Origin of the sequence: Curtobacterium sp. RIT-PI-V (genome assembly GCF_025642935.1) — a bacterium.
In the GTDB taxonomy this organism is placed as follows: Bacteria; Actinomycetota; Actinomycetes; order Actinomycetales; family Microbacteriaceae; genus Curtobacterium.
Genome location: NZ_JANZKM010000018.1, coordinates 36,129 through 62,139 on the forward strand (window position 1 = coordinate 36,129; position 26,011 = coordinate 62,139).

The window sequence follows — 26,011 nt, forward strand, 5'->3', positions numbered from 1 at the left end:
CTCACCCCGGCCAGGCGGACTCCGGCAACAGCACGGGCCACTCGGCCGGGGGAAGGTACGCCGTCGGGTCCACGTAGCGGCCGTCGACCCGCGCGCCGAGGTGCAGACACGGTGCCGAGGCCGGGCAGTGCCCCACGGACACCCGGCCGACCGGATCACCCTGGCGGACGTCGTCCCCGGCGGCGACGAGTGGCTGCACCGAGTCGAGGGTGCTGACGAGCCCTCCGCCGTGGTCGATCGTCACGACGCTCCTGCCGCCCACCGGTCCGGCGAACGCCACCGTACCGTCGTCGACCGCCGCCGCGGTCGTGCCGAGCGGCGCCGGGACGTCGATCCCGCGGTGACCGGCGGCGTAGTCGTCGGACGGTGGTTCCCACCCGCGCTCGACCACCCGCGAGCCGGTCGGCCAGACCCACGGCTCGGCAGCACGGGCGGCCGCCGTGCGGTCCCGATGGCCGCGGAGGTCCTGCGGCGCGGGCCCAGGCGCGAGCCCAGGCGCGGGCCCGGGTGCGGGCCCGGGTGCGGGCCCAGGTGCGGGCCCAGGCGCGGGCAACGACGCGGTGGCCATCCCGGACGCCCCCAACATCCCGACCACCACCACCACCGCGACGACCGGGGGGAGCCGAGTGCCGGAGCCGGGGAACAGGAACATGCCGCCACTCTGTCCGCCCGGGACCGGCCACACGACCGAGGTGAGGCGGTCCGTGGAGGGCGGGGCGGGCCTCCCGGCCTGTGGAGGGACGACGCGACCGCAACGAACGAGCATGCGGACGCGTCTCGCGACGAAGCGCGAGGCGATCGACGCGTGGACTGTCGGAGAGGTCGTGCGCAGGCCCAGCCCCCGACCCGACCGCCCCGCGCCCGGGCGCACCCGGTTATGACCACATCCGCCACGAGGAGTACAGTCGGGGCCGCTCCGGACCACGCAACGCCGCACGGACGGCGAACGAGCCGACCGCCGGGGCACCGTGCCCACAGCAGCACGGCCGGCAGAACCCAGGAGCATCGTGTCCAACACAGCCACCGGGCACGGCGAGGACCGTGCGTTCAAGGGGAAGGTCACCGCGTTCGCCATCGCAGCAGCGGTGGGCGGTTTCCTCTTCGGTTTCGACTCGTCGGTCATCAACGGCGCCGTCGAGGCCATCAAGGGCGAGTTCGGCCTGTCCGAGGCGGCGAGCGGCTTCGCGGTCGCGTCCGCACTCATCGGCTGTGCGTTCGGCGCCTACTTCGCCGGTCGACTCGCTGACCGCTGGGGCCGCACCCGGGTCATGTTCTGGGCCGCCGTCCTGTTCTTGGTGAGCTCGATCGGCTCCGGCTTCGCGTTCGCCACGTGGGACTTCGTCCTGTGGCGTCTCGTCGGTGGCCTCGGCATCGGTACGGCCTCGGTGATCGCGCCGGCGTACATCTCCGAGGTCTCGCCGAAGGCGATCCGCGGGCGTCTCGCCTCGTTCCAGCAGCTCGCCATCACGCTCGGTATCTTCGCCGCGCTGCTCTCCGACCAGTTCTTCGCCGTCACCGCTGGTGGCGCCTCCGAGGTCGTCCTCGGCCTGCCGGCCTGGCGCTGGATGTTCCTGGTCGGCGTGATCCCGTCGGTGGTCTACGGCATCCTGGCGATCACGCTGCCGGAGTCGCCGCGGTACCTGCTCGCCAAGGGACGGACGGAGGACGCCCGTGCGGTCATGACGAAGATCGTCCCGCGCGACACGGTGAACACGAGCCTGGAGGAGATCCAGGACGGCATCAAGAAGGAAGCCAACGAGAAGAAGGGCTCCATCCGGGGCAACCGCTTCGGCCTGCAGCCCATCGTCTGGGTCGGGATCATCCTGGCGGTGCTGCAGCAGTTCGTCGGCATCAACGTGATCTTCTACTACTCGACGACGCTCTGGCAGGCGGTCGGGTTCAAGGAGAGCGACTCGTTCCTCATCTCGACGATCACGTCGGTGGTCAACGTCGCGGTCACGTTCATCGCGATCTTCCTGGTCGACAAGGTCGGTCGGAAGCCGCTGCTCGTCACCGGTTCCGCCGGCATGTTCGTGTCGCTGGCGATGGTCGCGATCGCGTTCTCGCAGTCGACGATCGTGGACGGCAACCCGAGCCTGCCCGGCTCGTGGGGCGTCATCGCCCTCGTCTTCGCGAACCTGTTCGTCGTGTCGTTCGGTGCGACGTGGGGTCCGCTCATGTGGGTACTGCTCGGCGAGATGTTCCCGAACCGCATCCGTGCCACGGCGCTCGGCATCGGCTCGGCCGCCAACTGGGTCGCGAACTTCATCGTCACGATCACCTTCCCGGTGCTGTCCGGCTTCAACCTGACGGTCACGTACGGCATCTACGCGCTGTTCGCGCTGATCTCGTTCTTCTTCGTCATCGCGAAGATCCCCGAGACCAAGGGTCGCTCGCTCGAGGAGATGGGCATCTCCGCCGAGGGCGACACGGTGAACGCGAAGGCGTGATCAGACGCGCCTGACACACCCAGAACACCGGACGGGGCCCACGCCGCCGGTTCCGGCCCGTCGCGCCAGCGACGGGCCGGCCGTGCCGGTGGGGAGGCCCGGATCACGTCAGCCGGTCGGCGCGCGTGATCCGGGCCTCCCGTCTGCTAGCATTTCTCCAGCAGTGCGCTGATGCGCGCTGACTTCGCGTGTCCACCAAGCCGCTTTCGGCTCGGTACCCGACCACCGGTCCTGCTCTCACGAGCGGGCGGTCGCGTGCCAGGACACCAGGGATCACGACCTCCGGTCGTGCTCGACACAACCGCAACAGGGGCACAGCGCAGCTGTGCGCCGAGAACACAGAAGGAGGACGGCACATGGCCGTCGTCACCATCCGCCAGCTGCTCGACAGCGGCGTCCACTTCGGACACCAGACCCGTCGGTGGAACCCGAAGGTGAAGCGCTTCATCCTCGCCGAGCGCTCGGGCATCCACATCATCGACCTGCAGCAGTCGCTGGCCTTCATCGACCGCGCGTACGACTTCGTCAAGGAGACGGTCGCGCACGGTGGCACGATCCTCTTCGTGGGCACCAAGAAGCAGGCGCAGGGCTCCATCGCCGAGCAGGCGACCCGCGTCGGCCAGCCGTACGTCAACCAGCGTTGGCTCGGCGGTCTGCTCACGAACTTCCAGACGGTCTCCAAGCGCCTCGCGCGCATGAAGGAGCTCGAGGAGATCGACTTCGACGACACGACGAAGGGCTTCACCAAGAAGGAGCTCCTCATCAAGAAGCGCGAGCTGGACAAGCTCCACAAGACCCTCGGTGGTATCCGCAACCTCACGCGGACCCCGAGCGCGCTCTGGATCGTCGACACCAAGAAGGAGCACCTCGCCGTCGACGAGGCGCAGAAGCTCGGTATCCCGATCATCGGCATCCTCGACACCAACTGCGACCCCGACGAGATCACGTACCCGATCCCGGGCAACGACGACGCGATCCGCTCCGTCGGCCTCCTCACCCGCATCGTCGCCGACGCCGCGGCCGAGGGCCTGAAGACCCGCCACAACGGTGGCGACGACGAAGCGGCCGCAGAGCCCCTCGCCGAGTGGGAGCAGGAGCTCCTCAGCGGCGGCGACGCCGCGACGCCGTCCGCCGACGCCGCTCCCGAGGGCGCGACCGTCGAGGAGAACAACGCTGACGCGCAGGTCGCCGCGAAGGAGATCGGCGAGCCGATCGCCGACGACGCGAAGAACGCGGAGCCGACGGCCGAGGCCGAGGCAGCCGCGGAGACCACCCCCGCCGAGTGACCTGTCGCAGGCGCCGGATCCGATCGGGTCCGGCGCCTGCTTCACCACTCTCCACACACGTACCGTCCAGAAAGGACAGTCAATGGCAAACTTCACCGCTGCTGACGTGAAGAAGCTCCGCGAGGACCTCGGCGCCGGCATGATGGACGCGAAGAACGCGCTCGTCGAGGCCGACGGCGACTACGACAAGGCCGTCGAGCTGCTCCGCATCAAGGGTGCGAAGGCCGTCGCCAAGCGCGACGACCGTGCCACCTCGGAGGGCGTCGTCGTCGCTTCCGCCGAGAACGGCGCCGCCACGGTCGTCGAGCTCGCGAGCGAGACCGACTTCGTCGCGAAGAACGAGAAGTTCACGACGCTGGCCGACAAGGTGCTCGGGGCCGTCGCGGCCGCCGGTGCTGCTGACGTCGCCGCCGCGAACGCCGCCCCCGTCGACGGCAAGACCGTCCTCGAGGTCGTCAACGAGTCGGCCGCCGCACTGGGCGAGAAGCTCGAGGTCCGCACGGTTCGCCGTGTCGAGGGCTCGGCCTTCGAGATCTACCTGCACAAGACCAGCCAGGACCTGCCGCCGCAGATCGCCGTCGTCATCGCGTACGAGGGTGACAACGCTGCCGAGGCCCGCTCGATCGCCCAGCACGTCGCGTTCGCGAACCCGACGTACCTGACCCGCGACGAGGTCCCGGCGGACGAGATCGCCAAGGAGCGTGCGACCGTCGAGGCGATCACGCGCGAGGAGGGCAAGCCCGAGGCTGCGCTCCCGAAGATCGTCGAGGGTCGGGTGAACGCCTACATCAAGCAGGTGTCGCTCCTCGACCAGGACTACGCGAAGGACAACAAGATCTCCGTCGCGAAGGCCGCCGAGAACGCCGGCATCACGATCCAGGGCTTCGCCCGCGTCAAGGTCGGCGCGTAACGAACCCGTGACGGGGTCAGGAACCAACCAGGTTCCTGGCCCCGTTTTTCGCGCCTCCGGACGCGACACACACGCGACACATCCGCGAGTACATTTCCACGAGACCACGACGAAGGGTGCGATCAGATGACCGACGAGAAGACCGGACGACGCCGCGTACTGCTGAAGCTGTCGGGAGAGGCCTTCGGGGCCGGATCGCTCGGTGTGAACCCCGACGTGATCGGGGCCATCGCCAAGGAGATCGCCGTCGCCGCGCGCGAGGTGGAGATCGCGATCGTCGTCGGCGGGGGCAACTTCTTCCGCGGCGCCGAGCTCTCGCAGCGCGGCATGGACCGCGGCCGCGCCGACTACATGGGCATGCTCGGCACCGTGATGAATGCGCTCGCACTGCAGGACTTCCTCGAGCAGGCCGGGGCCGCTACGCGCGTGCAGTCGGCCATCGCGATGACCCAGGTCGCCGAGCCGTACATCCCGCGGCGCGCCGAGCGACACCTCGAGAAGGGTCGCGTCGTCATCTTCGGCGCCGGCGCCGGTCTGCCGTACTTCTCGACCGACACGGTGGCCGCGCAGCGAGCGCTCGAGATCAAGGCCGACGAGGTCCTCGTCGCCAAGAACGGTGTCGACGGCGTGTACACGGCGGACCCGAAGAAGGACGCCACGGCCGAGAAGCTGCACCACGTGACCTACCAGGACGCGCTCCTGAAGGGCCTGAAGGTCGTCGACGCCACCGCGTTCTCGCTCTGCATGGACAACGGCATGCCGATGCACGTCTTCGGCATGGAGGGCGAGGGCAACGTCCAGGCCGCCATCCGTGGCGAGCGCATCGGCACGGTGGTCAGCAACTGACCCGCACCGCTGACTAGACTCGACGCCAGTACCGAAGGAGTAACACCGTGATCAGTGATGTCCTGACCGAAGCCACCGAGAAGATGGCGAAGGCTGTCGAGGTCGCCAAGGACGACTTCTCGACCGTCCGCACCGGCCGCATCAACGCGGCGCTCTTCCAGAAGATCCCGGTCGAGTACTACGGCACGCCGACGCCGCTCGCGCAGCTCGCGTCGCTGCAGACGCCCGAGGCCCGCACGCTCATCGTGACGCCGTACGACAAGACGGCGCTCAAGGAGATCGAGCGCGCGATCGCGACGTTCCCGAACCTCGGCGCCAGCCCGACGAACGACGGCGACATCGTCCGCGTGACGATCCCGGAGCTCACCAAGGACCGCCGCAAGGAGTTCGTCAAGCTCGTGCGGACGAAGGGCGAGGACCACAAGGTCGTCATCCGGAACATCCGCCGCAAGGCCAAGGACGACCTCGACGCACTCAAGGGCGAGATCTCGGACGACGAGATCTCGCGCGGCGACAAGGACCTCGAGGCCCTGACGAAGAAGCACGTCGACCAGATCGACGAGTCGCTGAAGAAGAAGGAAGCCGAACTCCTCGAGGTCTGATGCGGCGCCCGGACCAGGGCGGTGAACGCCCCACAGCAGAGCACGGACCCGACCAGACCGGGCCCGTGAAGAAGGGGCTCCGCCAGGACTTCGATGCGCGTGCCCGAGCGGCCCGCACCGACTTCGAGGCGCAGCTCCGCCAGCGCAAGGCCGACTTCGGTGCGCGCAACGAGGCCCTGACGGCGCGGACCGGGCGCAACCTGCCGGCGGCGATCGGCATCGCGCTCGCGTTCGCCGTGGTCATGCTCGGCACGCTCCTCATCTGGCCGCCGTCGTTCATGGTCGTGGCGGCGTTCCTGCTCGGCGTGGGCGTCTACGAGCTCACGAGCGCCATGCGCTTCGCGGGCCGGGACGTCCCGCGGATCCCGAGCGTCGCCGTCGCGATCGCGATCGTGCCGGCGGCGTTCCTGCTCGGGCAGGTCGCGGCACTCTTCACGCTGCTCGGTGGCATCGTCCTGATCAGCCTCTGGCGTCTGGTCGAGGTCGCGCTCTCGCGGCAGAAGCCGTCGGCAGGCGACGTGTTCCGCGACGTCACGAACGGCCTGTTCGTGCAGGCGTACATCTCGTTGCTCGGCGCCTGCGTCGTCCTGCTCTCCGCGCAGTCGCGGGGCAACCTCTGGGTGATCGGTTTCATCCTCGTCGTCGTCGCTGTCGACACCGGTGCGTACGCCACCGGGTTGAACCTCGGCAAGCACCCGATGGCGCCGCGGATCAGCCCGAAGAAGACGTGGGAGGGCTTCGCCGGCTCGGTCGCAGCGAGCATCATCGTCGGCATCCTGGTCGCCTGGCTCATGCTCGGCCTGCCGTGGTGGACCGGCGTCGTCCTCGGCGTGCTGATCTCGGGGTCGGCGACCCTGGGTGACCTCACCGAGTCGATGATCAAGCGCGACCTCGGCATCAAGGACATCTCGTCCTTCCTGCCCGGGCACGGCGGTCTGCTCGACCGCATCGACAGCATCCTGCCGTCGGCTGCCGTCGCCTACGTGCTGTACCTGATCGTCAACCACTGACCGACCTCGATCGACCTCGTCGGCCCACCCTGAGCGCTGCCCTCAGCGTGCCCAGGTTGTGCCACGGTTCGGGACTGGCAGAATGACGCCGTGGCCACCACCTTCCCGACCGCAGCCCGCTCCGCCCTCGGATACGACGTCGACGAGGTCGAGCGTTTCCTCGAGGACGCCCGTCGTGCGTACTCCGCCGACGACAGCGCCCCCGGCATCGAGGCGGCGAAGATCCGTGCCACCGCGTTCTCGATGCGCAAGGGCGGCTACTCGACCTCGCACGTCGACGCAGCGCTGGAGCGTCTCGAGGACGCCTTCGCGGCCCGGGAGCGTGAGCGGGAGATCGGCGATGCCGGGCAGAAGGCCTGGTACGCCGAAGCCCGCACGAAGGCCTCCGACGTCGTGGCTCGCCTCGAGCGGCCCGACGGACAGCGGTTCAGCCGGGTGAGCGTGCTCGGCACCGGTTACCACCCGAAGGACGTCGACGCGTTCGCGGCCCGCCTCGGCGGCTACTTCCGCGAGGGCAAGCCGCTGAGCCTCACCGAGGTGCGGTCGATCGTGTTCCGCCCGAAGCACGGCGGCTACCGCGAAGCCCAGGTCGACGCGCTGCTCGACGCCGTCGTCGAGGTCATGCTCGCCGTCCGCTGACGACGCGCTGCACCCAGGTGCTTCGCTTTCCGTGATCGTTCCGTTACCCTGGTCCTACTCATGGGCAGGCACACGGCAGACCACAGCTCCGACCGCGATCTCCGCGAGCACCTGAGCCTCCAGGCTTCGGGTGAACGCCGCGCGGCACTGAACCGAACCCGTACGGCGGACACCTCGGTGCTCCAGGCGAACCCGCAGGTCCTGCCGGAGACCGGTCCCGTCGCGACGCCGAAGTCGGTCGCGGCGAACCGCGTGTCCGACGAACGCATCGCCGCGTTCGCGCACGAGGCCCCAGCGTCCCGGGTGGACCCGCGTGCCGTGAAGCAGCAGAACGCGACGGCGATCCAGCGCACCGCGACGGCGCAGCAGCCGAACCGTGGCGCAGCCGCTGCGGTCAACGCCTTCGCACGGAAGCGTTCCTCGGTTCCCGCGTTCTCGTTCGTCGGGGTCTTCCTCTTCGTCGGGGCGTCGCTCTTCAACCCGCTCCAGGCCGACGTCGCGCAGGCCGCGGTCGACACCCCGGTGCTCGTGAAGACGCCGCAGGCCCCGCAGCAGTACACCGCGCACGGCACCTACGGCGACGCCGCTGCCGACCGCGACGGCTACGGCGTGACCGTGCCGGCCCCCAAGGTCGTCAAGCCCGTCGTCGAAGAAGCAGCCGACGACGCCACCACCGACGAGACGACCGACGCCGCCGCGACCGAGACCGAGAGCGTCTCCGCCGCGAACACGCTGGCCGCCGTGGCCGCGACGCCCGACGCGGGCAGCGCACAGGCCATCGCCCTGCAGCTCGTCACGGCCCGGGGCTGGGGAACCGACCAGTACAACTGCCTCGTCTCGCTGTGGAACAAGGAGTCCGGCTGGCGGGTGAACGCCTACAACCCCAGCGGTGCGTACGGCATCCCGCAGGCGCTCCCGGGCAGCAAGATGGCGACCGCCGGTGCCGACTGGCAGACGAACCCCGCAACGCAGATCACCTGGGGGCTCAACTACATCGCCGGTGTCTACGGCACGCCCTGCGGCGCCTGGGGCCACAGCCAGGCGAACAACTGGTACTGATCGGCAGTTGGGGTGCCGCGCAGCAACCGGCCGCGGCGTCCCCGTGGTCGCGACGTCGAGCCTGACGAGGACACCGGCCTCGACCGGCTGATGAGTTCGTGGAAGCGCACCGAGGTGCGTCGCGGGCGCGAGTACCTCGTCCAGCCCGTCTCCGCGGCGTCGGCGCTGAAGGAGTACGTCTGCCCCGGGTGCGGCGGAACCGTCCTGCCCGGCACCGCTCACGTGGTGGTCTGGCGATCCGACGGGGTCCTCGGCGACGCTGCTGACCTGGCATCACGCCGACACTGGCACAACCACTGCTGGAGCATCGCATGACCGACGACGGCGAGATCCGCTCCGCCACGCAGCTGCCCGCCCGCCGCACCGACGTCGAGCTCGTCACCGACGACCACCTCACGCTGGTCGGGGAACTCGCCGAACCGGCGTCGGGCCCGGCACGGGGCACCGTCGTGACGCTGCACCCACTGCCGACCGCGCACGGCTTCATGGACTCGCACGTGCTCAAGAAGGCCGCCGCGCGTCTGCCGGCTCTGGCGGACATCGCGGTCCTGCGCTTCAACTTCCGGTCGGTGACGTCGCCGCGCGGCACGTCCGAGGGCGTGTTCGGCGAGGGCGTCTCCGAGGGCTTCGACCTACGCGCCGCCGTTGCCGAGGTGGTCGACCGTGGTCTTCCGACGCCGTGGTTGGTCGGGTGGTCCTTCGGCACCGAGGTGATCCTCAAGCACGCCCTCGAGCACGTCGAGGCCGGCACCGTGGCGGGCGTGGTCCTGCTCTCACCGCCGTTGCACCGCACCACGGAGGACGAGCTCGCGCGCTGGGCGGCCGTGGACGTCCCGGTGGTGGCCCTGGTGCCCGAGCACGACGACTTCCTGCAGTTCGACGAAGCGATCGCCCGGTTCGCCGTCGCCCCGAACGTCCGGGTCGTCCCGATCGAGGGCGCGAAGCACCTGTGGGTGGGGGAGCGGTACGTCCGGATCGTCCTCGACGCCGTTGCCGACCTCGTCGTGCCGGGCAGCGCGCCGCTGCCGACGCACTGGCCGGTCTGACGGCATCCACCGGTTCGACGCACGGTGCGTGCCGACCTCGGTGCGGTGAGCGGACCGGGAGGCGCGACCCGCGCCTCCCGGTCGGCTCGCGTCAGCGTTCGGTCGCGTCCACTGCGTCGTCGGCTGCTCCAGGGGCGGTCCCCAGCAGGCCGGTCGCGTGCGTGAGCACGCCGCGCAGGTTCTCCAGGTAGCCCGCCACGGCCTCGCGCTCGGTGCGGATCGCCGACAGTCGGTCCTCGGCCTCGGCGGTGATGGCAGCCGTCCGCTCCTCGGCATCGGAGACCATCCGGTGCACGCGGTCCTGGGCGTCGGCGACGATGGTGCGGGCGTGCTCCTGCGCCTCGGCGGTGCTGGTGCGCTCGAGGTCGTCGGCTTCCTGCTGGAGCCGTTCGGCGCGCTCACGGGCCTCGGTGGCACGGCGCGTGGCCTCGGCGAGCTGCAGGTTCGCCTCGTCGAGGTACTTCTGCGTCTCGGTGACGGTCTCGTGGTGCTTCTGCAGGTAGTCCTGCTCGGCGTCGTCCCGGCGTGCGGAGAGCTCGGACTCGAGCGTCGTGCGGGCCTCGTCGCGCTCGCGGGCGACCTCGGCGCGGGCCTCGTCACGTTCCTTCGCCAGGTCGGCGCGGGCCGTGTCGATCTCCTGACGGAGGGCGGTGCGCTCGGACTCGAGCGTGTCGAGCTCTGCCGAGCGGCGGTCGGCGATCTCGGTGTCCACCTCGGCGTGCTCGCGTTCGCGGCGTGCGGCGAGCGCGTTCTCGTGCTCGCGGTCCGCGCGTTCGGCGGCAGCATCGGCTTCGGCGCGCTCCCGCTCGATTCGGGTGTCGTGCTCCTCGAGCTCGCGTGCGATGCGATCGGCGGTCTCGTGCACGAGCCGCTCGTTCTCGACGCGCGTCTGTTCCTCGTCGACGCGCAGCTGCGCACGCGATGCCTCGGCCTCCTGCGCCAGGGCGGCACGCGCCGAGGCGAGTTCCCGGTCCCACTCGGCACGGGCTGCGGCGAGTTCCTCGTCCACGACACGGCGGCGGTCGGCGAACTCGCCGTCGATCTCGGCGCGGCGGCGGTCGACCTCGACCTGCAGCTCGGCGCGGCCGGTCTCGATCGCCAGGGCGTGCGCCTGCTGCTGCTCGTCGCGCTCCCGGTGCCACGCAGCACGCCCCTCGGCGACCTCGCGCTCGAGTGCCTGACGGCGGGTGGACTCCTCGTGGTCGAGGTCCTCGACCCGGCGGGCGTGGTCGGCCTCGAACACGGAGCGGCGGTGCTCGGTCTCGCGGTCGAGGTCGGCCGCGGCGGTGCGCGAGTCGGCCGACTCGCGCTGGGCGATCTCGCGCAGCTCGGCGACCTCGTGCTCGACCTGGGCGCGCAGGGCGTTCGTCTCACGGATGGCGACGGAGCGGACCTCGGCGGCCTCGGTCACCGCGGCACCTCTGATGGCGGCGGCCTCGTTGCGGGCGTCCTGTGTCAGGAGGCCGGCTTCGGCACGGGCACGCTCGACGGTGTCGGCGGCCTCGGCCCGAGCACGGGTGAGTTCGTTGGTCGAGCGGGTGCGCGCGTCCTCGAGGGTGTCGCGGGCTTCCTCCTGCGCCTCGCGCACGGTGCGGTCGGCCTCGGCCCGGCTCGACGCCCGCAGACGCTGCGCGTCGATGTCCGCCTGACTGATGAGACGAGTGGACTGCTCCTCCGCCACGCGCAGGGTGGACTCGAGTCGTGTGCCCAGGCCGCTGTAGGTGGGGGTGCCGGCTTCGTCGAGCTCGCCCTGGAGCTCGGAGACGCGGGACTGCAGGAGACGGATCTCCTTCGCGGCGTCGGCACGGTCGGTGTTCGACTTGATGAGCTCACGGCGCAGGTCGTTCAGCGAGCGGTCGACGTCGTCGCGGCGGTACCCGCGCAGCTCGGTCCCGAACTCTGCCTCGTCGTTCGCCACGTGTCGCTCCTGGGTGCTCGGCGGAGGGCCCGATCCGGCCCGCGGTCGATTGTAGTGGTGGCCCGACGGGGTCGTCTGAGTCCGGCGACAGCCCGGATGGATGCGCTGCTCAGCCATGCTCGCTATCCTGAGTCGCTGATTCGCGCGCCGACATCCCCACCCCGGCGCGGTAGGGAGAGTGTTCGTGCGATTCGTCCTGGCGATCGTCAGTTTCGTCATCGGCCTGCTGCTCGTCGCGTTGGCGGTCGGACAGCGGACCGTGTTCGCTCCGCCGTCCTCGCTCGTCGCGGACAGCTCGACCACCAGCTCCGCTCCGGTCACGGTGATCCCCGGGTCGACGCTCAACGCGAACCCCGGCTACCAGCGCATCAACGTGTCCGGCTCCGGCAAGGTCTTCGCGGCGTACGGCAAGACGGCCGACGTCGACGCGTGGGTCGGCGACGCCGAGCACACCACGCTCCGGTTCGACGCCGAGAGCGCGAAGCTGGTGGGCAAGACCACCGGCTCCGAGGCGTCCGTCCCGTCGCCGAAGGGCAGCGACCTCTGGTACCAGGAGTACGACGGCTCCGGGCAGTTCACGGTCCGTCTGCCACAGGACGTCTCGGTCCTCATCGTCAGCGACGGCACCGCCGCCGCCCCGAGCGACGTCTCGGTCACCTGGCCGAAGGACACCGCGACGCCGTCCGTCGGGCCACTGCTGGTCGCCGGTGGCGTCTTCGCACTCGGCGGCATCGTGCTGCTGGTCCTGGCGTTCCTGCACCAGCGCCGCGGTCGTGGGCCGCGTCGTCGCAGCGGTGGCACCCGACCGCCGCGCGTGCGGGCGTCGCGCCGCGCCGCCGCCGCCGGTGCCCAGGTCCCGACCCGGGGTCGCCGCGGTTCGCGCGCGTTCATCGCGGTCCCCGTGGTGCTCGTCGGCACGCTCGCACTGGCCGGCTGCTCGTCCGACTACTGGCCGCAGGGTGGGGATCCCTCGCTCGCGACCCCGACCCCCACGGCCAGCGCGACCGGCGCGGCGGAGACCACCGAGCCCACGGCGGCGACCAAGCAGCAGATCACCCGCGTGGTCGAGCGGATCGCAGCGGTCGCCGAGAAGGCCGACGGAGCCCGCGACACCGACCTCGCGACGACCCGGTTCACCGGTGCCGCGCTCGACCTGCGGACGGCGAACTACGCCATCCGCGGCAAGGACTCCGAGGTCAAGGCCCCGCCGGCGATCTCAGCCGGCCAGGTGTGCGTCGCGTTGCCGCAGCAGACCGACACGTGGCCGCGCACGGTCTTCGTGATCGTCGCCGAGGACTGCGACGCCAAGTCGGCACCGCAGGCCCTGACGCTCGTGCAGGACACCGCGCGCGACCCGTACAAGGTCGCCTACGACGTCTCGCTCGAGGCCGACGCGAAGATCCCGAGCCTCGCGCCGACGTCGATCGGCGCGGCGCTCCTGGCCCCGCAGTCGAAGCTCCTCGCGATCGCCCCGGACCAGGTCGCGACCGCCTACGGCGACATCCTGTCCAAGGACTCGAAGAGCGAGTACGCCGACCTGTTCGCCACCGAGGGTGACGGCCTTCGCACCACCATCGGCAAGGCGTACAAGGACAAGAAGGCGGAGTCCCTGCCGGACACGGCGAAGATCGAGTACTCGTCCGAGGCCCCGGAGGACTCCTCCGTCGCGATCGCGACCGACGACGCCGGCGCGCTCGTCTCCGCCGACCTCAACGAGATCGAGAAGGTGACCCCGACCGCCTCCGGCGCCGAGGTCAACACCGAGGGTGCCGTCAAGGCACTGTCCGGGGTCGACACGAGCAAGAAGGGCATCAGCGCCACGTACGGCGTCCAGCTGCTCTTCTACGTGCCACCGGTCGCCTCGGATGACAAAGTGGTCCTGCTCGGGTTCACGCAGGGCCTGACCGCAGCGAGTGAGGTGCAATGAGCAACATCCCCCCGACCCCGTCCGGGCTCCGCGGAGCCGTGGACCTGTCGTCCCTCGTCGACCGCGCACAGCGGCCGCCCCAGCCGCCCGCCGGTGCTCCGGCGCAGGCGGGAAGCCCGACCGGAGCTGCGGTGCCGGGCACCGAGACCGGTGGCGACCTGACCGTCCCGTCGCTCGTCCTCGACGTCACCGACGACACATTCCAGGACGTCCTGGAGCTGTCGTCCGTGGTGCCGGTCATCGTCGACATCTGGGCCGAGTGGTGCGGGCCGTGCAAGCAGCTCTCGCCGATCCTCGAGCAGCTGACCGCCGAGTACGGCGGGCGCGTGCTGCTCGCCAAGGTTGACGCCGACACGAACCCGCAGCTCGTCCAGGCGTTCCAGGCGCAGTCGATCCCGACCGTGGCCGCGCTGATCGGCGGACGCCCGCTCGGGCTCTTCGTCGGCGCGCTGCCCGAGGCGCAGGTCCGCGACGTCTACGAGCAGGTCCTCCAGGCAGCCGAGCAGAACGGCGTCTCCGGTCGCGTCACCGTGGACGGTGCCGCCGCGACCGACGACGCCGCCGAGCAGGGCGAGCCGGAGCCCGAGCCGCTGCCGCCGCACCACCAGGCCGCGTACGACGCGATCGAGCAGGGCGACTACGCCACGGCGATCACCGAGTACAAGACCGCGATCCTGCAGGACCCGCACGACCAGATGGCCGTCGCGGGGCTCGCGCAGGTGTCGCTGCTGGACCGGCTGAACGGCCACACCGCCGACGACATCCGTGCCGCCGCCGGCGCGGGTCCGAAGGACGTCCCGGCGCAGCTCGCGGTCGCCGACCTCGACATCTCCGGTGGCCACGTCGAGGACGCCTTCGGGCGCCTGCTCGACCTGGTGCCGACGGTGTTCGGCGAGGACCGTGAAGCCCTGCGCGTCCGCCTCGTCGAGTACTTCGAGCTCATCGGGACCGACGACCCGCGCGTGGTCGCGGCCCGCCGTCGCCTGGCGAGCGCCCTGTACTAGACGCGCGCGACGAACGGACGGGAGGCCCGTGGCGGATCCGCCACGGGCCTCCCGTCCGTTCGTGCGGGCGTTCCGACCCCTTGCGCAGGCCATGAGATGACGAATCGCGCGTGGGAGGCCGGGATGTCCGGCCTCCCACGCGCGAAACGGCTTCGTACGCGCGGAACGTCCTACTGCGCGAGCTCGAGCCAGACGGCGCCGAGCGGCGGCACCACGAGGTGCGCCGACGCCGGGCGGCCGGCCCACGGGGTGTCCTCGGCCGTGACGACCCCGAGGTTGCCGACACCGGAGCCGCCGTACTCTGCGGCGTCGGTGTTGAGCACCTCGTGCCACTCACCGGCGCTCGGCAGGCCGAACCGCCGCTCGACGGGCACGCCCGAGAAGTTCACGAACACCGCCAGCCGGTCGTCGCCGGCCTTGCGCAGGAACCCGAGTGTCGAGTGGGGTGCGTCGCCGCCCTCGATCCACTCGAAGCCGTCGGCCGTGCTGTCGTGCGTCCAGAGGGCGGGCGTGTCCTTGTAGACCCGGTTCAGGGCAGCGACGAGGTCCTGCACGCCGCGGTGCCCGGGTTGGTCGAGAAGCCACCAGTCGAGCCCCTTCGCCTCGGACCACTCTGCGGGCTGGGCGAACTCCTGCCCCATGAAGAGCAGCTGCTTGCCGGGGTGCGCCCACATGAACGCCAGGTAGGCCCGGACGTTCGCGAGCTTCTGCCACTCGTCGCCGGGCATCTTGCCGTAGAGCGAGCCCTTGCCGTGCACGACCTCGTCGTGGCTGATCGGCAGGGTGAACTGCTCACTGAAGGCGTAGACGAACGAGAACGTGATCTCGTCGTGGTGGTAGCTGCGGTACGCGGGGTCGCGCTGCACGTACTCGAGCGAGTCGTGCATCCAGCCCATGTTCCACTTCTGGCCGAACCCGAGCCCACCAGCGCTGGTCGGCTGGGTCACGCCGGGCCACGAGGTGCTCTCCTCGGCGATCATCACGATGCCCGGGTAGCGCTTGTACGCGGTGGCGTTCGTCTCCTGCAGGAACGCGACGGCGTCGAGGTTCTCGCGGCCGCCGTGGATGTTCGGCAGCCAGTCGGTGCGGGAGTAGTCGAGGTACAGGATCGAGGCGACGGCGTCGACGCGCAGGCCGTCGATGTGGAACTCCTCGAGCCAGTACAGGGCGTTGGCGACCAGGAAGTTCCGGACCTGCGGCTGCCCGAAGTCGAACACGTACGTGCCCCAGTCGAGCTGCTCGCCGCGGCGGGGATCCGGGTGCTCGAACAGCGCGTGGCCATCGAAGCGTCCGAGTGCCCACTCGTCCTTCGGGAAGTGTCCGGGGACCCAGTCCATGATCACGCCGATGTCGGCGGAGTGCAGGCGGTCGATCAGGTACCGCAGGTCGTCGGGGGAGCCGTAGCGTGCGGTCGGGGCGTAGTACCCGGTGACCTGGTAGCCCCACGAACCGCCGAACGGGTGCTCGGCGAGCGGCAGGAACTCCACGTGCGTGAAGCCCGTGTACTGCACGTGCCCGATGAGCTGGTCAGCGACCTCGCGGTACGACAGCCCGGGGCGCCACGAGCCGAGGTGGACCTCGTAGACGCTCATCGGCTGGTCGTGCGTGGTCGTCTCCGCGCGGCGTTCCATCCAGGCGCGGTCGCCGTCGGACCACGTGTAGCTCGACTCGGTGATGACCGAGGCGGTGGCCGGGGCGATCTCGGCCTCGCGGGCGAACGGGTCCGCGCGCTCGACCCAGCCGGAGTCGGTGAGGATCTGGAACTTGTACCGCTGCCCCGCGACGGCCCCGGGCCAGAACAGCTCCCAGACGCCGAGGTCGCTCAGACGGCGCATCGCCGTGGTGCGGCCCTCCCAGCCCTCGAAGTCGCCGATCACGCGGACGGCGGTGGCTCGGGGTGCCCACACGGCGAACGCGACGCCGTCGACGCCGTCGATCGTGCGGACGTGCGCGCCGAGGTGGTGCCAGAGCTGCTCGTCGCGGCCCTCACCGAACAGGTGCAGGTCGAGTTCGCCGAGCGTCGGGGCGAACCGGTACGCGTCGTCCGTCGTCCAGGTGGCGTCGTCCTCTTCCGAGGACTCGTCGAAGTCGTAGTCGGCCTCGACCCGGTAGCGCCCGAGCTCCTCGGCGGTGGCACCGGCCCAGAGACCGTCGCCCTCGTGGGTCAACTCGACGTCGTCGCCGTCGAGCCGGACGAGCCGGACCGCCTGCGCCAGGTGACGCACCACGCGGACGCTCGTGCCGCCGTCGACGGCGTGCGGGCCGAGGACGTCGTGGGGCTGGGACCAGCGGCCCTCGGCGACCTGTTGGCGCAGCCACTGCTCGACCGGAGCCGGGCGCGGGCTCGTGCTGTCGGCGGTGGCGGGCTCGGGATCCGGCAGTGTCGGGAGGGCGGTCGACGGCGCAACGGTGGACGGGCCTCCGGTCGGAGTGCCCGAGGACGCGACGGCGTCGACGGACGGTCCCCGCGGGTGCGTCGCGTCGGCGGGGTGCCCCGCCAGCGTGGCGGACTCGGCGACACCGCGGTCGGGCGCCTCGCGCGGTGCAGCGGGAGCACCGGGCAGGTCCTCGTCGGGGGCGGAGACCCGCGGCTCGTAGCGCGGTTCCGGCGCGGCGTCGGACGGCGTCCGCGCGGGCACGGGCGGCGGCGGAGGCGGTACCGGCGGCACGGCGGGGCCGCGGCGCGACGGCGGGGTCGGCTGGGGTGCGGTCGGGTCGTTCGTCATCGGTGCAGTCCTTCCACGACGAGCAGGTGCACGGGTTCCTGGAACGCGTCCAGGCGGACGTAGTTCGACGCGCCCCAGACCCAGCGCTGCCCGGTCACGACGTCACGGACGTCGAACCGGCTGTCGGCCGGCAGGCCGAGCGCAGCGAGGTCCAGGTGCACGGTGGTCTCACGCGCCGAGTGTGGGTCGACGTTCGCCACGACGATCACGGTGTCGGCGTGCCCGGAGCGGATGAACTCGCCGGACAGGTGCTTCGAGTACACGACGGTCGCGGGGTCGTCCGCCGCGTGCACGTGCAGGTTCCGCAGCTGGCGGAGCGCAGGGTGCGCGGCACGGAGTCGGTTGAGCATCGTCACGTACGGGGCGAGCGACGCGCCCTCGGCCTCGGCCAGGGCGAAGTCACGCGGCTTGTACTCGTACTTCTCGTTGTCGATGTTCTCTTCCGAGCCCGGTCGGGCGACGTCCTCGAACAGCTCGTACCCGGAGTACATGCCCCACGTCGGGGCGCCCGTCGCGGCGAGCGCCGCACGCACCTTGTACGCGGCGCGACCACCGAACTGCAGGTACTCGGTGAGGATGTCCGGCGTGTTCACGAACAGGTTCGGGCGCAGGTAGTCGCTCGTCTCGTGCGACAGCTCCTCGAAGTAGGACTCGACCTCTTCCTTCGTGTTCCGCCACGTGAAGTACGAGTACGACTGCTGGAACCCGACCTCTGCCAGTGCGCGCATCATCGCCGGACGGGTGAACGCCTCGGCCAGGAACACGGTGTCCGGGTGCTCGTCGCGGACTTCGCGGATCACGCGCTCCCAGAACCAGAGCGGCTTGGTGTGCGGATTGTCGACCCGGAAGATCCGGATGCCGAAGTCGATCCAGTGCCGCAGGACGCGGAGGACCTCGGCGACCAGGCCCTCGGGGTCGGAGTCGAACTGGATCGGGTAGATGTCCTGGTAGCGCTTCGGCGGGTTCTCGGCCGTGGCGATCGAGCCGTCGGCGCGTTGCGTGAACCAGTTCGGGTGCTCGGTGACCCAGGGGTGGTCGGGGGAGCACTGCAACGCGAAGTCGAGCGCCACTTCCATGCCGGTGTTCTTCGCGGTCTCGACGAAGTCGCGGAAGTCGTCCTCCGACCCGAGGTCGGGGTGGATCGCGTCGTGACCGCCCTCGGGGGAGCCGATCGCCCAGGGGCTGCCGGGGTCGTGCGGCCCCGGGGTGAGCGTGTTGTTCGGGCCCTTGCGTGCGGTCGTGCCGATCGGGTGGATCGGCGGCAGGTAGACGACGTCGAAGCCCATCCGGGCGACGGCGGGCAGACGACGGGCAGCGGTGCGGAAGTCGCCGCTCTTCCACGAGCCGTCCGCGTTCTTCTTCGCGCCTTCGCTGCGCGGGAAGAACTCGTACCAGGCGCCGACGCCGGCGCGGGTGCGCTCGACGTCGAGCAGCTGCGTCGGAGAGTGCGTGCGGAGCGAGGTGAGCGGGGCTTCCTCGACCTCGGCCACGATGCGCGGGTCGTCGACGGCGGCCAGGCGCTCGGCCGGGTCGAGGTCGGTGTCACGCACCTTGGCTGCCGCACGGGTGGCGGCGGGGGAGTCGGTCTCGTCGGCGAGGCGGTCGAGCAGCAGGGCGCCGTCGAGGAGCGTCGCCTCGGTGTCCACCCCGGCCGCGATCTTCAGCCGTGCGGCGTGCAGCCACGTGGCCCAGTCGTCGGAGTAGGACTCGACGTGCCAGGTCCAGACGCCGACGTGGTCGACCTGGACGGTCGCCTCGTACCGGTCGGTCCCGGGCGCGCCGAGGGCCAGGGGGACGGTCCTGGTGCCCCCGTCCGGGCGTTCGAGGACGAGGTCGGCGCCGATGATGCCGTGTCCTTCTCGGAAGACGGTCGCACCGAACGTGATCACCTCGCCGTCGAACGCCTTGCCGGGGAACCCGTTCGGCGTCCTCGGGGCGAGCTCGGTGATCGGGATGCGCCCGATCTTCGGTCGGCGGGGTCGGTCTGCGGTGGCCACGTGCCGAACCTACCCGGAAGCCGCCCGGACGTTCCCCGGAACGCGTGTCGTGTGGACAGCTCGTCGGTCGCTCGTGCCGGTGGAGGGACGGACGGGAGGCGCGGGACGGGGCCGCCACGGGCCTCCCGTCCGACCGCCGATTGGGACCACGTTGCGCCCCGCCGTGGTCATCGCGCCCCGACTCTCCGGGGCGCGATGACGTTGACGGGGCGCAGCGCGCGAGCGCGCGAGCGCCCGAACGCCCGGCGCTAGGCCGGCTCGAACAGGTGGATGCCGGGGCCGTAGGCGGTGAACACCTGACCGGCGGGGCGGAGCCGCTCGTGGTCACGGTGCTTCTCGCTCGACCACGCGAGGCGGTAGCCGAGCACGTCCTCGCGCACCGGCAGCGTCAGGTCCCGTGTGCGCCCGCTGCCGTGCACGACGACCAGCACGCGGTCGTACGGCTCGTGTTCCGGCGTCGACTCGGCGAAGTACTGCAGGACGCGGTGCACCGGCTGGTCCCAGCCCTCGATGGTCATCGGGTGCCCGTCCGGTCCGTACCAGGTCATCCGCGAGGCGCCCGGGGTCTCCTGCCCCTCGACGCCGAAGCGCGTCGGCCGGAGTGCGGGGTGCGCCTGCCGGAACCGGGCGAGCGCGGCGACGGCCTCGGTCATCGACTCGGCGTCCTCGTCGTCGGACCAGTCCACCGGGGTGAGGTCGTCGGAGACGACGTACGCGTTGTTGTTGCCGTGCTGCGTGCGGCTCCGCTCGTCGCCCGCGGTGAGCATCGGCACCCCGGCGGAGAGCAGCAGCGTCGCCGCGAGGTTCCGCATCGACCGGCCGCGCGCTGCCCGGACGCCGCGGTCGGCGGTGTCGCCCTCGACGCCGTGGTTGAACGAGCGGTTGTCGTTCGAGCCGTCGCGGTTCTCCTCGCCGTTCGCCGCGTTGTGCTTGCCGTCGTACGACACCAGGTCGAGCAGCGTGAAGCCGTCGTGGGCGGTGACGAAGTTGACGCTCGCGAGCGGGCCGCGCTCGGCGCCGAACAGGTGGCGGGAGCCGGTCAACGCGCCGGCCAGCGCACCGATGCCGGTGTGGGGCATGCCGTTGCGGCGTTCCTCGGCGATGTCGGTGAGCCAGAACTGCCGGACCGTGTTGCGGAAGCCGTCGTTCCACTCACTGGTGCGGTCGCCGGCCGCCCCGAACGAGCCGGTCTTCCAACCGTCGGGTCCGACGTCCCACGGCTCGGCGATGACCAGGGTGTCCTGCAGGTCGGGGTGGTTCCGGATCCGCTCGAGCAGCGGGTGCGACGGGTCGAAGACGTGGTCGGCGTTCCGGGCCAGGGCGGCCATCAGGTCGAAGCGGAAGCCGTCGACCTGCACCTCGCGCGCCCAGTAGACCAGGCTGTCGACGATCAGGTCCGCCGTGGACTCCACGGAGGTGTCCAGGGTGTTCCCGCAGCCGGTGGTGTCGTAGTAGGTGTCCCGGAACGGCGGGTTCGCCTGGGTCCACCGGTACCGGTCCGCGCCGTCGATGCCGCGCAGGCTGGTGGTGGGTCCGCCGAGGCCCTCTTCCGCCGTGTGGTTGTAGACGACGTCGAGCACCACCTGGATGCCGGCCTCGTGCAGCAGTCGGACCATGCCCTTGAACTCGCGCAGGACCGCGGACGCGCCCTCCGCCCGTGCGGGTGCCGAGGCGTGCGCGGCGTGCGGCGCGAAGAACCCGAGCGTGTTGTAGCCCCAGGCGTTCTCGCGGCCGGCGTCCCGCAACCAGTTCTCGGTGTCGAACGCGTGCACCGGCAGGAGCTCGAGGGTCGTGACGCCGATCCGGTGCAGGTGCGCGATGGTGCTCTCGTGCGCCACCCCGGCGTACGTGCCGCGCAGGTGCTCCGGCAGGTGCGGGTTCGCGGCGGTCAGGGTGCGGACGTTCGCCTCGTAGACCACGGCGCGGTCGAGCGGGATCGTGGGCTTCACGACGCCGCCCCAGTCGAAGGCGTCGTCCACGACGACGCTCGTCCAGCGGGGCGCGCGGGTCCCGGTGTCGGTTCCGGTCCCGGTGTCGGTTCCGGTGTCGGCTCCGGCCTCGTCGGCGCCGGTCGGGACGATGCCGCGCGCGTACGGGTCGAGCAGGGGCCGCGTCGGGTCGAACTCGTTGCGCGGTCCGACGGGCCCGTCGACGAGCAGGTGGTAGCGGTCACCCGGGGCGATGCCGGGGGTCTCGGCCGTCCACAGGTCGGTCGCCGGCAGCCGCTCGAGCGGGTACCGGACCGGCTGCCCGTCCGCTCGCTCGACGACCACGACGACGGCCGTGGCGGTGGCGGACCGCAGGGAGAACCGCGGGACGTCGGCCCCGAGGTCGAACCCCGGCGTGTGGTCGATCGCTGTCTCGTGCACCCGACAAGGGTACGAGGACCGACGCGTATCCTGGACACCGCTCGTTCCAGGGGGTGCAGATGCCGGTCTACCTCGACCACGCCGCGACGACGCCGATCCTGCCGGAGGCGCTCGCCGCGTTCACCGACGCGCTCGGAACCGTCGGCAACCCGTCGTCGATCCACAGCGCCGGGCAGCGCGCGAAGATGCTGCTCGAGGACGGCCGCGCCGCGGTCGCCCGGTCGCTCGACGCCGACACCGTCGAGGTCGTGTTCACCTCCGGCGGCACCGAGAGCATCAACCTCGCCGTGAAGGGCCTGTTCTGGGCGCGTCAACGCGACCGTGCCCGCCCCCGCATCGTCGTCCCGGGTGGCGAGCACCACGCCACCGTCGACACCCTGACCTGGTTGGAGACGCACGAGGGTGCCGTCATCGACGTGGTCCCGTTGGACGCGCAGGGTCGCGTCGACCTCGTCGGACTGGAGGCACGACTCGCCTCCGCCGACGACGTCGCCCTGGTCACGTTCCTGTGGGCGAACAACGAGGTGGGCACCATCCAGCCCGTGTCACGCATCGTGGAGCTGGCGCACGCCGCCGGCGTGCCCGTGCACAGCGACGCCGTCGCCGCCTACGGCCAGGTGCCGGTGTCGTTCGCCGCGTCCGGCCTCGACGCCCTGAGCGTCTCCGCCCACAAGGTCGGTGGGCCGGTCGGCATCGGTGCGCTGGTGCTCGGGCGGAAGGCCACCGTCGAGCCCCTCATCCACGGCGGCGGGCAGCAGCGGCAGGTGCGGAGCGGCACCCAGGACGCCCCCGCTGCGGCGTCGTTCGGCGTCGCGGCCGCGACGATCGCCGCCGAGCCGATGCCGCATCCGTCGCTCGTGGCCCTGCGCGACCGGCTCGTCGCCGGTGTCCGCGCGGCCGTGCCGTCCGCCGTGCTGATGGGCGACCCCGACGACCGGCTGCCCGGCAATGCGCACTTCACGTTCCCGGGCTGCGAGGGCGACTCGCTGCTGTTCCTGCTCGACGCGGCCGGGGTGGCCGTGTCGACCGGTTCGGCGTGCCAGGCCGGCGTGCCCGAGGCATCGCACGTGCTGCTCGCCATGGGGCTCTCCGAACAGGACGCCCGCGGTGCGCTCCGGATCACGCTGGGGCACACCTCGACCGATGCCGACGTCGACGCGTTCCTGGCGGCGTTGCCGGACGCCGTCGCCCGAGCCGGGGCGGCGGGCATGGCGTCGCGGGAGCCCCTGCTCGGGCGGTAGGTCCTCGGCGGTCAGGGTCGGAAGACCGCCCGCACGCACCCGTCGGTCTTCTCCTTGAACATGGCGTAACCGGCGGGACCGTCCGCGAGCGGCATGACGTGCGTGGCCAGGTGCTCCGTGACGATCTCGTCCCGCGCCATCCGTTCGAGGAGCATCGGGATGTACCGCTGCCCGTGCTGCTGAGCGGATCGGAGCGTGAGGCCCTTGTTCATCACCGCACCGAGCGGGAACTTGTCGACAAAGCCCCCGAAGACTCCGAGCACGAAGAGGCTGCCGCCCTTGCGTGCGGCGAAGATCGCCTCGCGGACGGCCGTCGGTCGGTCCGTCTGCAGCCGCAGCTGCTGCTTGAGCTGGTCGTAGGCGAAGTCAGGACCGTCGCGGTGTGCCTCCATGCCGACCGCCTCGATGCAGACGTCCGGGCCACGCCCTCCGGTCAGTTCGCGGAGCTCGGCCGTCACCTCGCTGGTCTCGTAGTTCATGGTCTCGGCGCCGATGACCTGTTCGACCTGCGTCAGTCGCTCCTCGAAGCGGTCGATCACGATGACGCGTTCGGCGCCGAGCAGCAGCGACGCGCGCGCCGCCATCTGTCCGACGCCGCCGGCGCCCCAGACCGCGACGGTGTCGCCGGGCCGGACGCCCCCGAGGTCGGCTCCCATCCACCCCGTCGGAGCGGCGTCGGAAGCGAAGAGCGCCCGCTCGTCACTGACCCCGTCGGGAACCGTGAAGGCGCCCTGGTCTGCGTACGGCACCCGGATGTACTCGGCATGGCTCCCGGCCCAGCCGCCCAGTGCGTGCGAGTACCCGTAACAGCCGCCGGGGGCTTGACCCCAGAGCATCTCGGGAATGCCCGCGTTGGGGTTCCCGTTGTCACAGAGCGAGAAGAGCTCGTTTCGGCAGTACCAGCACTTCCCGCAGCTGATGAACGAGCAGACCACGACGCGGTCCCCGACCGTGTGCTTGGTGACGGCCGACCCGACCTCGACGACCTCGCCGATGAACTCGTGTCCCAGCACGTCTCCTGCTCGCATGGTCGGGACGTAGCCACCGAGCAGGTGCAGGTCGGATCCGCAGGTCGTGCTCAGCGTCACCTTGACGATGGCGTCATGGGCGTTGAGGATCTCGGGATCGTCGACGTTCTCCACGGAGAGTTCGTTCACTCCGGTCCAGCACAGCGCCTTCACAGCACACCCTCGCCCTTCGCGTCGTCTTCTGCTTCGTCGACCGCGCCGCCGAGCAGTGTGCGCGGACGGTCTCCGTGCGGTCTCGGGGTCGCGCGCAGCACCTCGCCGGTCTCGAAGACCTGCTTGGCGTCGCGCAGCGCTGCCCGCAACGCCGTGTCCGGATCGCCGTCCACCCCGCTGTCCGCCCCCGCCCGGACCCGAGCGTGCACCTCGAACCCCTTGTCCCCGGGTGCCGGATCGATCCGGATCTCGAGCGACTCGGACAGACGCTCCAACGGCTCGGGGTACCCGCCGCGCTCGAAGTCCTCGGCCGCTCCCAGGATCGTGACCGCCTTCCACCCGTCCGGGTGTGCACCGTCGCCGTCCGAACCCCGTTCCTTCTTCACCAGGGAGCGGGCGACGAGGCCCGCCGCGATCCCCGCGACGCCGACGCCGACTGCTGCGGCCGCTCTGCCCGCCATGATCACGCCGCCGTTCCGGGCTTGAGGACGACCTTGGTCCACCCGTCGTCACGGTTGTCGAAGTGCTCGTAGGCATCTGGTGCCTGGTCGAGCGGCAACTCGTGACTGACGATGAACGACGGCGTCGCCTTGCCAGCGGCGATCAGGTCGCGGAGCCGTCGGTTGTACTTCTTGACGGGGGCCTGTCCGGTCCCCATGGTCTGGCCCTTGAACCAGTGCAGTCCCATGTCGAACGCGATCTGCCCCTGCTTCGCCAGTGCGTCGCCGGCGCCGGGGTCCTGCGGCACGAACACGCCGACCGTGCCGATCCGACCCGTGAACCGCACCGACTGCACCAGACGGTTGAGCGTGAGGTTCGGTTGCTCGTCCCCACCGGGGTCGTGCGCCTGGTAGCCGACGCACTCGCACCCGTTGTCGGCGCCGAGCCCCATGGTCTCCTCGAGGACGGCCTGCACCGGGTCGACCTTCGAGTCGTCGATGGCGATCGCGCCGATCGACTCCGCCAGCCGGAGCCGGTCCGGATGCCGATCGACGACCATGACCTTGCTCGCACCCCGGATGGTGGCCGACAGGGCGGCCATCAGGCCGACCGGTCCGGCGCCGTAGATGACGGTCTGGTCGCCCGGCTGCACCCCAGCCATCTCGGTCGCGTGGTAGCCCGTCGGGAAGATGTCGGCCAGCATCACGTAGTCGGCGGACCGCTCCTCTGCGTCCTCTCCCAGTCGGAGACAGTTGAAGTCACCCCACGGCACCCGCAGCAGTTCGGCCTGGCCGCCGGCCCACGGACCCATGTCCGCGAACCCGTACGCCGCACCGGCCCACTCCGGGACGGGCTGCGCGGTCAGGCAGTAGTTGGTCAGACCCCGCTCGCAGTTCTTGCAGTGCCCGCACGCCACGTTGAAGGGGAGGACGACGTGATCCCCGACCGAGACCTTGTCGACGCCGTCGCCGACCTCGATCACCTCGCCCATGTTCTCGTGACCGAACCACCGTCCGGTCTCGAAGCTGGTGCGTCCTTCGTACATGTGGAGGTCCGACCCGCAGATGTTGGTCGTCGTGACGCGCACCAGCACGTCGGTGGGGCGTTCGATGCGCGCATCCGGTACGTCCTGCACCGTGACGCTGCGCGGCCCCTCGTAGACAACGGCTTTCATGTTCGTCTCCTCACGTGCGTGACGTGCCCTGGAACGCGTCGCGGGCCGGTTGACCACGCGACACCCTCATGTCACGCCCCGCAGCACGGGAAGGCCATCGGCAGACATGCCCACGCGGCCTGCAGCGATCTGAGCGCCGTACCCCGCTCGGCGTGCTACACCGGGAACCGACGGTTTTCGGACAA

Annotated in this window: 21 protein-coding genes; 13 read left to right on the top strand and 8 right to left on the bottom strand. The window is 70.9% G+C overall.

The genetic code is table 11. The annotated features are described in order from the left end of the window. Nucleotide 1: 1 nt before the first annotated feature. Nucleotides 2-391, bottom strand: coding sequence for a M23 family metallopeptidase (locus OGL88_RS12065; RefSeq protein WP_205462600.1), 390 nt, complete (start codon nt 389-391; stop codon nt 2-4). A gap of 616 nt (nt 392-1,007) precedes the next feature. Between OGL88_RS12065 and OGL88_RS12070 the strand changes: the two genes are divergently transcribed. The 10 genes from OGL88_RS12070 (at nt 1,008) to OGL88_RS12115 (ending at nt 9,848) form a co-directional block, all read left to right on the top strand. Beyond that, nucleotides 1,008-2,450 carry a sugar porter family MFS transporter gene (locus OGL88_RS12070; protein WP_263091521.1) on the top strand — a complete coding sequence of 481 codons (1,443 nt, stop codon included), beginning with the start codon at nt 1,008-1,010 and terminating at the stop codon, nt 2,448-2,450. 356 nt (nt 2,451-2,806) lie between these two features. Beyond that, complete coding sequence (rpsB, locus tag OGL88_RS12075) at nt 2,807-3,736, top strand: 30S ribosomal protein S2 (RefSeq protein ID WP_263091522.1); 930 nt, start codon at nt 2,807-2,809, stop codon at nt 3,734-3,736. Between the two features lie 82 nt (nt 3,737-3,818). Further along, complete coding sequence (gene tsf, locus OGL88_RS12080; RefSeq protein ID WP_205462597.1) at nt 3,819-4,646, top strand: translation elongation factor Ts; 828 nt, start codon at nt 3,819-3,821, stop codon at nt 4,644-4,646. A 126-nt stretch (nt 4,647-4,772) separates the two neighbouring features. After that, nucleotides 4,773-5,492 (top strand): UMP kinase, encoded by a 720-nt coding sequence (pyrH, locus tag OGL88_RS12085; protein ID WP_123339825.1) that lies wholly within the window; start codon nt 4,773-4,775, stop codon nt 5,490-5,492. 47 nt (nt 5,493-5,539) lie between these two features. After that, nucleotides 5,540-6,094: a ribosome recycling factor gene (gene frr, locus OGL88_RS12090; RefSeq protein WP_111086089.1), complete on the top strand. Its 555-nt coding sequence runs from the start codon at nt 5,540-5,542 to the stop codon at nt 6,092-6,094. A gap of 65 nt (nt 6,095-6,159) precedes the next feature. Next, the gene (locus tag OGL88_RS12095; RefSeq protein ID WP_263091523.1) at nt 6,160-7,104 is read left to right on the top strand and encodes a phosphatidate cytidylyltransferase; all 945 of its coding nucleotides are present in this window, start codon (nt 6,160-6,162) and stop codon (nt 7,102-7,104) included. Between the two features lie 90 nt (nt 7,105-7,194). Then, nucleotides 7,195-7,743: a DivIVA domain-containing protein gene (locus tag OGL88_RS12100; RefSeq protein WP_205462596.1), complete on the top strand. Its 549-nt coding sequence runs from the start codon at nt 7,195-7,197 to the stop codon at nt 7,741-7,743. Between the two features lie 60 nt (nt 7,744-7,803). Beyond that, nucleotides 7,804-8,802 (top strand): lytic transglycosylase domain-containing protein, encoded by a 999-nt coding sequence (locus tag OGL88_RS12105; RefSeq protein ID WP_263091524.1) that lies wholly within the window; start codon nt 7,804-7,806, stop codon nt 8,800-8,802. Between the two features lie 12 nt (nt 8,803-8,814). Continuing rightward, nucleotides 8,815-9,117 carry a hypothetical protein gene (locus OGL88_RS12110; RefSeq protein WP_240347341.1) on the top strand — a complete coding sequence of 101 codons (303 nt, stop codon included), beginning with the start codon at nt 8,815-8,817 and terminating at the stop codon, nt 9,115-9,117. Then, nucleotides 9,114-9,848, top strand: coding sequence for an alpha/beta hydrolase (locus OGL88_RS12115; RefSeq protein WP_263091525.1), 735 nt, complete (start codon nt 9,114-9,116; stop codon nt 9,846-9,848). The genes OGL88_RS12110 and OGL88_RS12115 overlap by 4 nt, the downstream gene beginning before the upstream one ends. A gap of 91 nt (nt 9,849-9,939) precedes the next feature. Here the strand turns inward: OGL88_RS12115 and OGL88_RS12120 are convergent, their stop codons facing one another. Further along, nucleotides 9,940-11,766, bottom strand: coding sequence for a hypothetical protein (locus OGL88_RS12120; RefSeq protein ID WP_263091526.1), 1,827 nt, complete (start codon nt 11,764-11,766; stop codon nt 9,940-9,942). 184 nt (nt 11,767-11,950) lie between these two features. Between OGL88_RS12120 and OGL88_RS12125 the strand changes: the two genes are divergently transcribed. Next, entirely contained in the window at nt 11,951-13,693 is a 1,743-nt protein-coding gene (locus OGL88_RS12125) for a hypothetical protein (RefSeq protein WP_263091527.1), read from the top strand. Continuing rightward, entirely contained in the window at nt 13,690-14,697 is a 1,008-nt protein-coding gene (locus tag OGL88_RS12130; RefSeq protein ID WP_263091528.1) for a tetratricopeptide repeat protein, read from the top strand. Before OGL88_RS12125 ends, OGL88_RS12130 begins: the two co-directional genes overlap by 4 nt. Nucleotides 14,698-14,867: 170 nt before the next feature. Here OGL88_RS12130 and glgB read toward each other — a convergent pair whose 3' ends face one another. From glgB to OGL88_RS12145, 3 genes are all read right to left on the bottom strand, one after another. Beyond that, nucleotides 14,868-17,423 carry a 1,4-alpha-glucan branching protein GlgB gene (gene glgB, locus OGL88_RS12135; RefSeq protein ID WP_263091529.1) on the bottom strand — a complete coding sequence of 852 codons (2,556 nt, stop codon included), beginning with the start codon at nt 17,421-17,423 and terminating at the stop codon, nt 14,868-14,870. Continuing rightward, a complete protein-coding gene (locus tag OGL88_RS12140; protein ID WP_263091530.1) occupies nt 17,420-19,420 on the bottom strand; it encodes an alpha-1,4-glucan--maltose-1-phosphate maltosyltransferase in 2,001 nt (666 codons plus the stop codon). Before OGL88_RS12140 ends, glgB begins: the two co-directional genes overlap by 4 nt. Nucleotides 19,421-19,668: 248 nt before the next feature. After that, nucleotides 19,669-21,789, bottom strand: coding sequence for a glycogen debranching protein (locus OGL88_RS12145; RefSeq protein ID WP_263091531.1), 2,121 nt, complete (start codon nt 21,787-21,789; stop codon nt 19,669-19,671). Nucleotides 21,790-21,848: 59 nt separating this feature from the next. Between OGL88_RS12145 and OGL88_RS12150 the strand changes: the two genes are divergently transcribed. Further along, nucleotides 21,849-23,030: a cysteine desulfurase family protein gene (locus OGL88_RS12150; protein WP_263091532.1), complete on the top strand. Its 1,182-nt coding sequence runs from the start codon at nt 21,849-21,851 to the stop codon at nt 23,028-23,030. Between the two features lie 11 nt (nt 23,031-23,041). On the opposite strand, the gene OGL88_RS12155 is transcribed toward OGL88_RS12150, so the two are convergent. Genes OGL88_RS12155 through OGL88_RS12165 form a run of 3 tightly spaced genes read right to left on the bottom strand, consistent with a single transcriptional unit; the run spans nt 23,042 to nt 25,826 of the window. Beyond that, nucleotides 23,042-24,172: a zinc-dependent alcohol dehydrogenase gene (locus OGL88_RS12155; RefSeq protein WP_374114441.1), complete on the bottom strand. Its 1,131-nt coding sequence runs from the start codon at nt 24,170-24,172 to the stop codon at nt 23,042-23,044. Between the two features lie 35 nt (nt 24,173-24,207). After that, nucleotides 24,208-24,672: a hypothetical protein gene (locus OGL88_RS12160; protein WP_263091534.1), complete on the bottom strand. Its 465-nt coding sequence runs from the start codon at nt 24,670-24,672 to the stop codon at nt 24,208-24,210. Between the two features lie 2 nt (nt 24,673-24,674). Then, nucleotides 24,675-25,826, bottom strand: coding sequence for a glutathione-independent formaldehyde dehydrogenase (locus OGL88_RS12165; protein ID WP_263091535.1), 1,152 nt, complete (start codon nt 25,824-25,826; stop codon nt 24,675-24,677). Between the last annotated feature and the right edge of the window lie 185 nt (nt 25,827-26,011).

Bases quoted from the DNA above. Each gene is read 5' to 3' on its own strand.
- rpsB (WP_263091522.1), top strand. From the start codon at position 2,807: ATGGCCGTCGTCACCATCCGCCAGCTGCTCGACAGCGGCGTCCACTTC.
- tsf (WP_205462597.1), top strand. From the start codon at position 3,819: ATGGCAAACTTCACCGCTGCTGACGTGAAGAAGCTCCGCGAGGACCTC.
- pyrH (WP_123339825.1), top strand. From the start codon at position 4,773: ATGACCGACGAGAAGACCGGACGACGCCGCGTACTGCTGAAGCTGTCG.
- OGL88_RS12105 (WP_263091524.1), top strand. From the start codon at position 7,804: ATGGGCAGGCACACGGCAGACCACAGCTCCGACCGCGATCTCCGCGAG.
- OGL88_RS12115 (WP_263091525.1), top strand. From the start codon at position 9,114: ATGACCGACGACGGCGAGATCCGCTCCGCCACGCAGCTGCCCGCCCGC.
- OGL88_RS12130 (WP_263091528.1), top strand. From the start codon at position 13,690: ATGAGCAACATCCCCCCGACCCCGTCCGGGCTCCGCGGAGCCGTGGAC.
- glgB (WP_263091529.1), bottom strand. From the start codon at position 17,423: ATGACGAACGACCCGACCGCACCCCAGCCGACCCCGCCGTCGCGCCGC.
- OGL88_RS12150 (WP_263091532.1), top strand. From the start codon at position 21,849: ATGCCGGTCTACCTCGACCACGCCGCGACGACGCCGATCCTGCCGGAG.
- OGL88_RS12160 (WP_263091534.1), bottom strand. From the start codon at position 24,672: ATGGCGGGCAGAGCGGCCGCAGCAGTCGGCGTCGGCGTCGCGGGGATC.
- OGL88_RS12165 (WP_263091535.1), bottom strand. From the start codon at position 25,826: ATGAAAGCCGTTGTCTACGAGGGGCCGCGCAGCGTCACGGTGCAGGAC.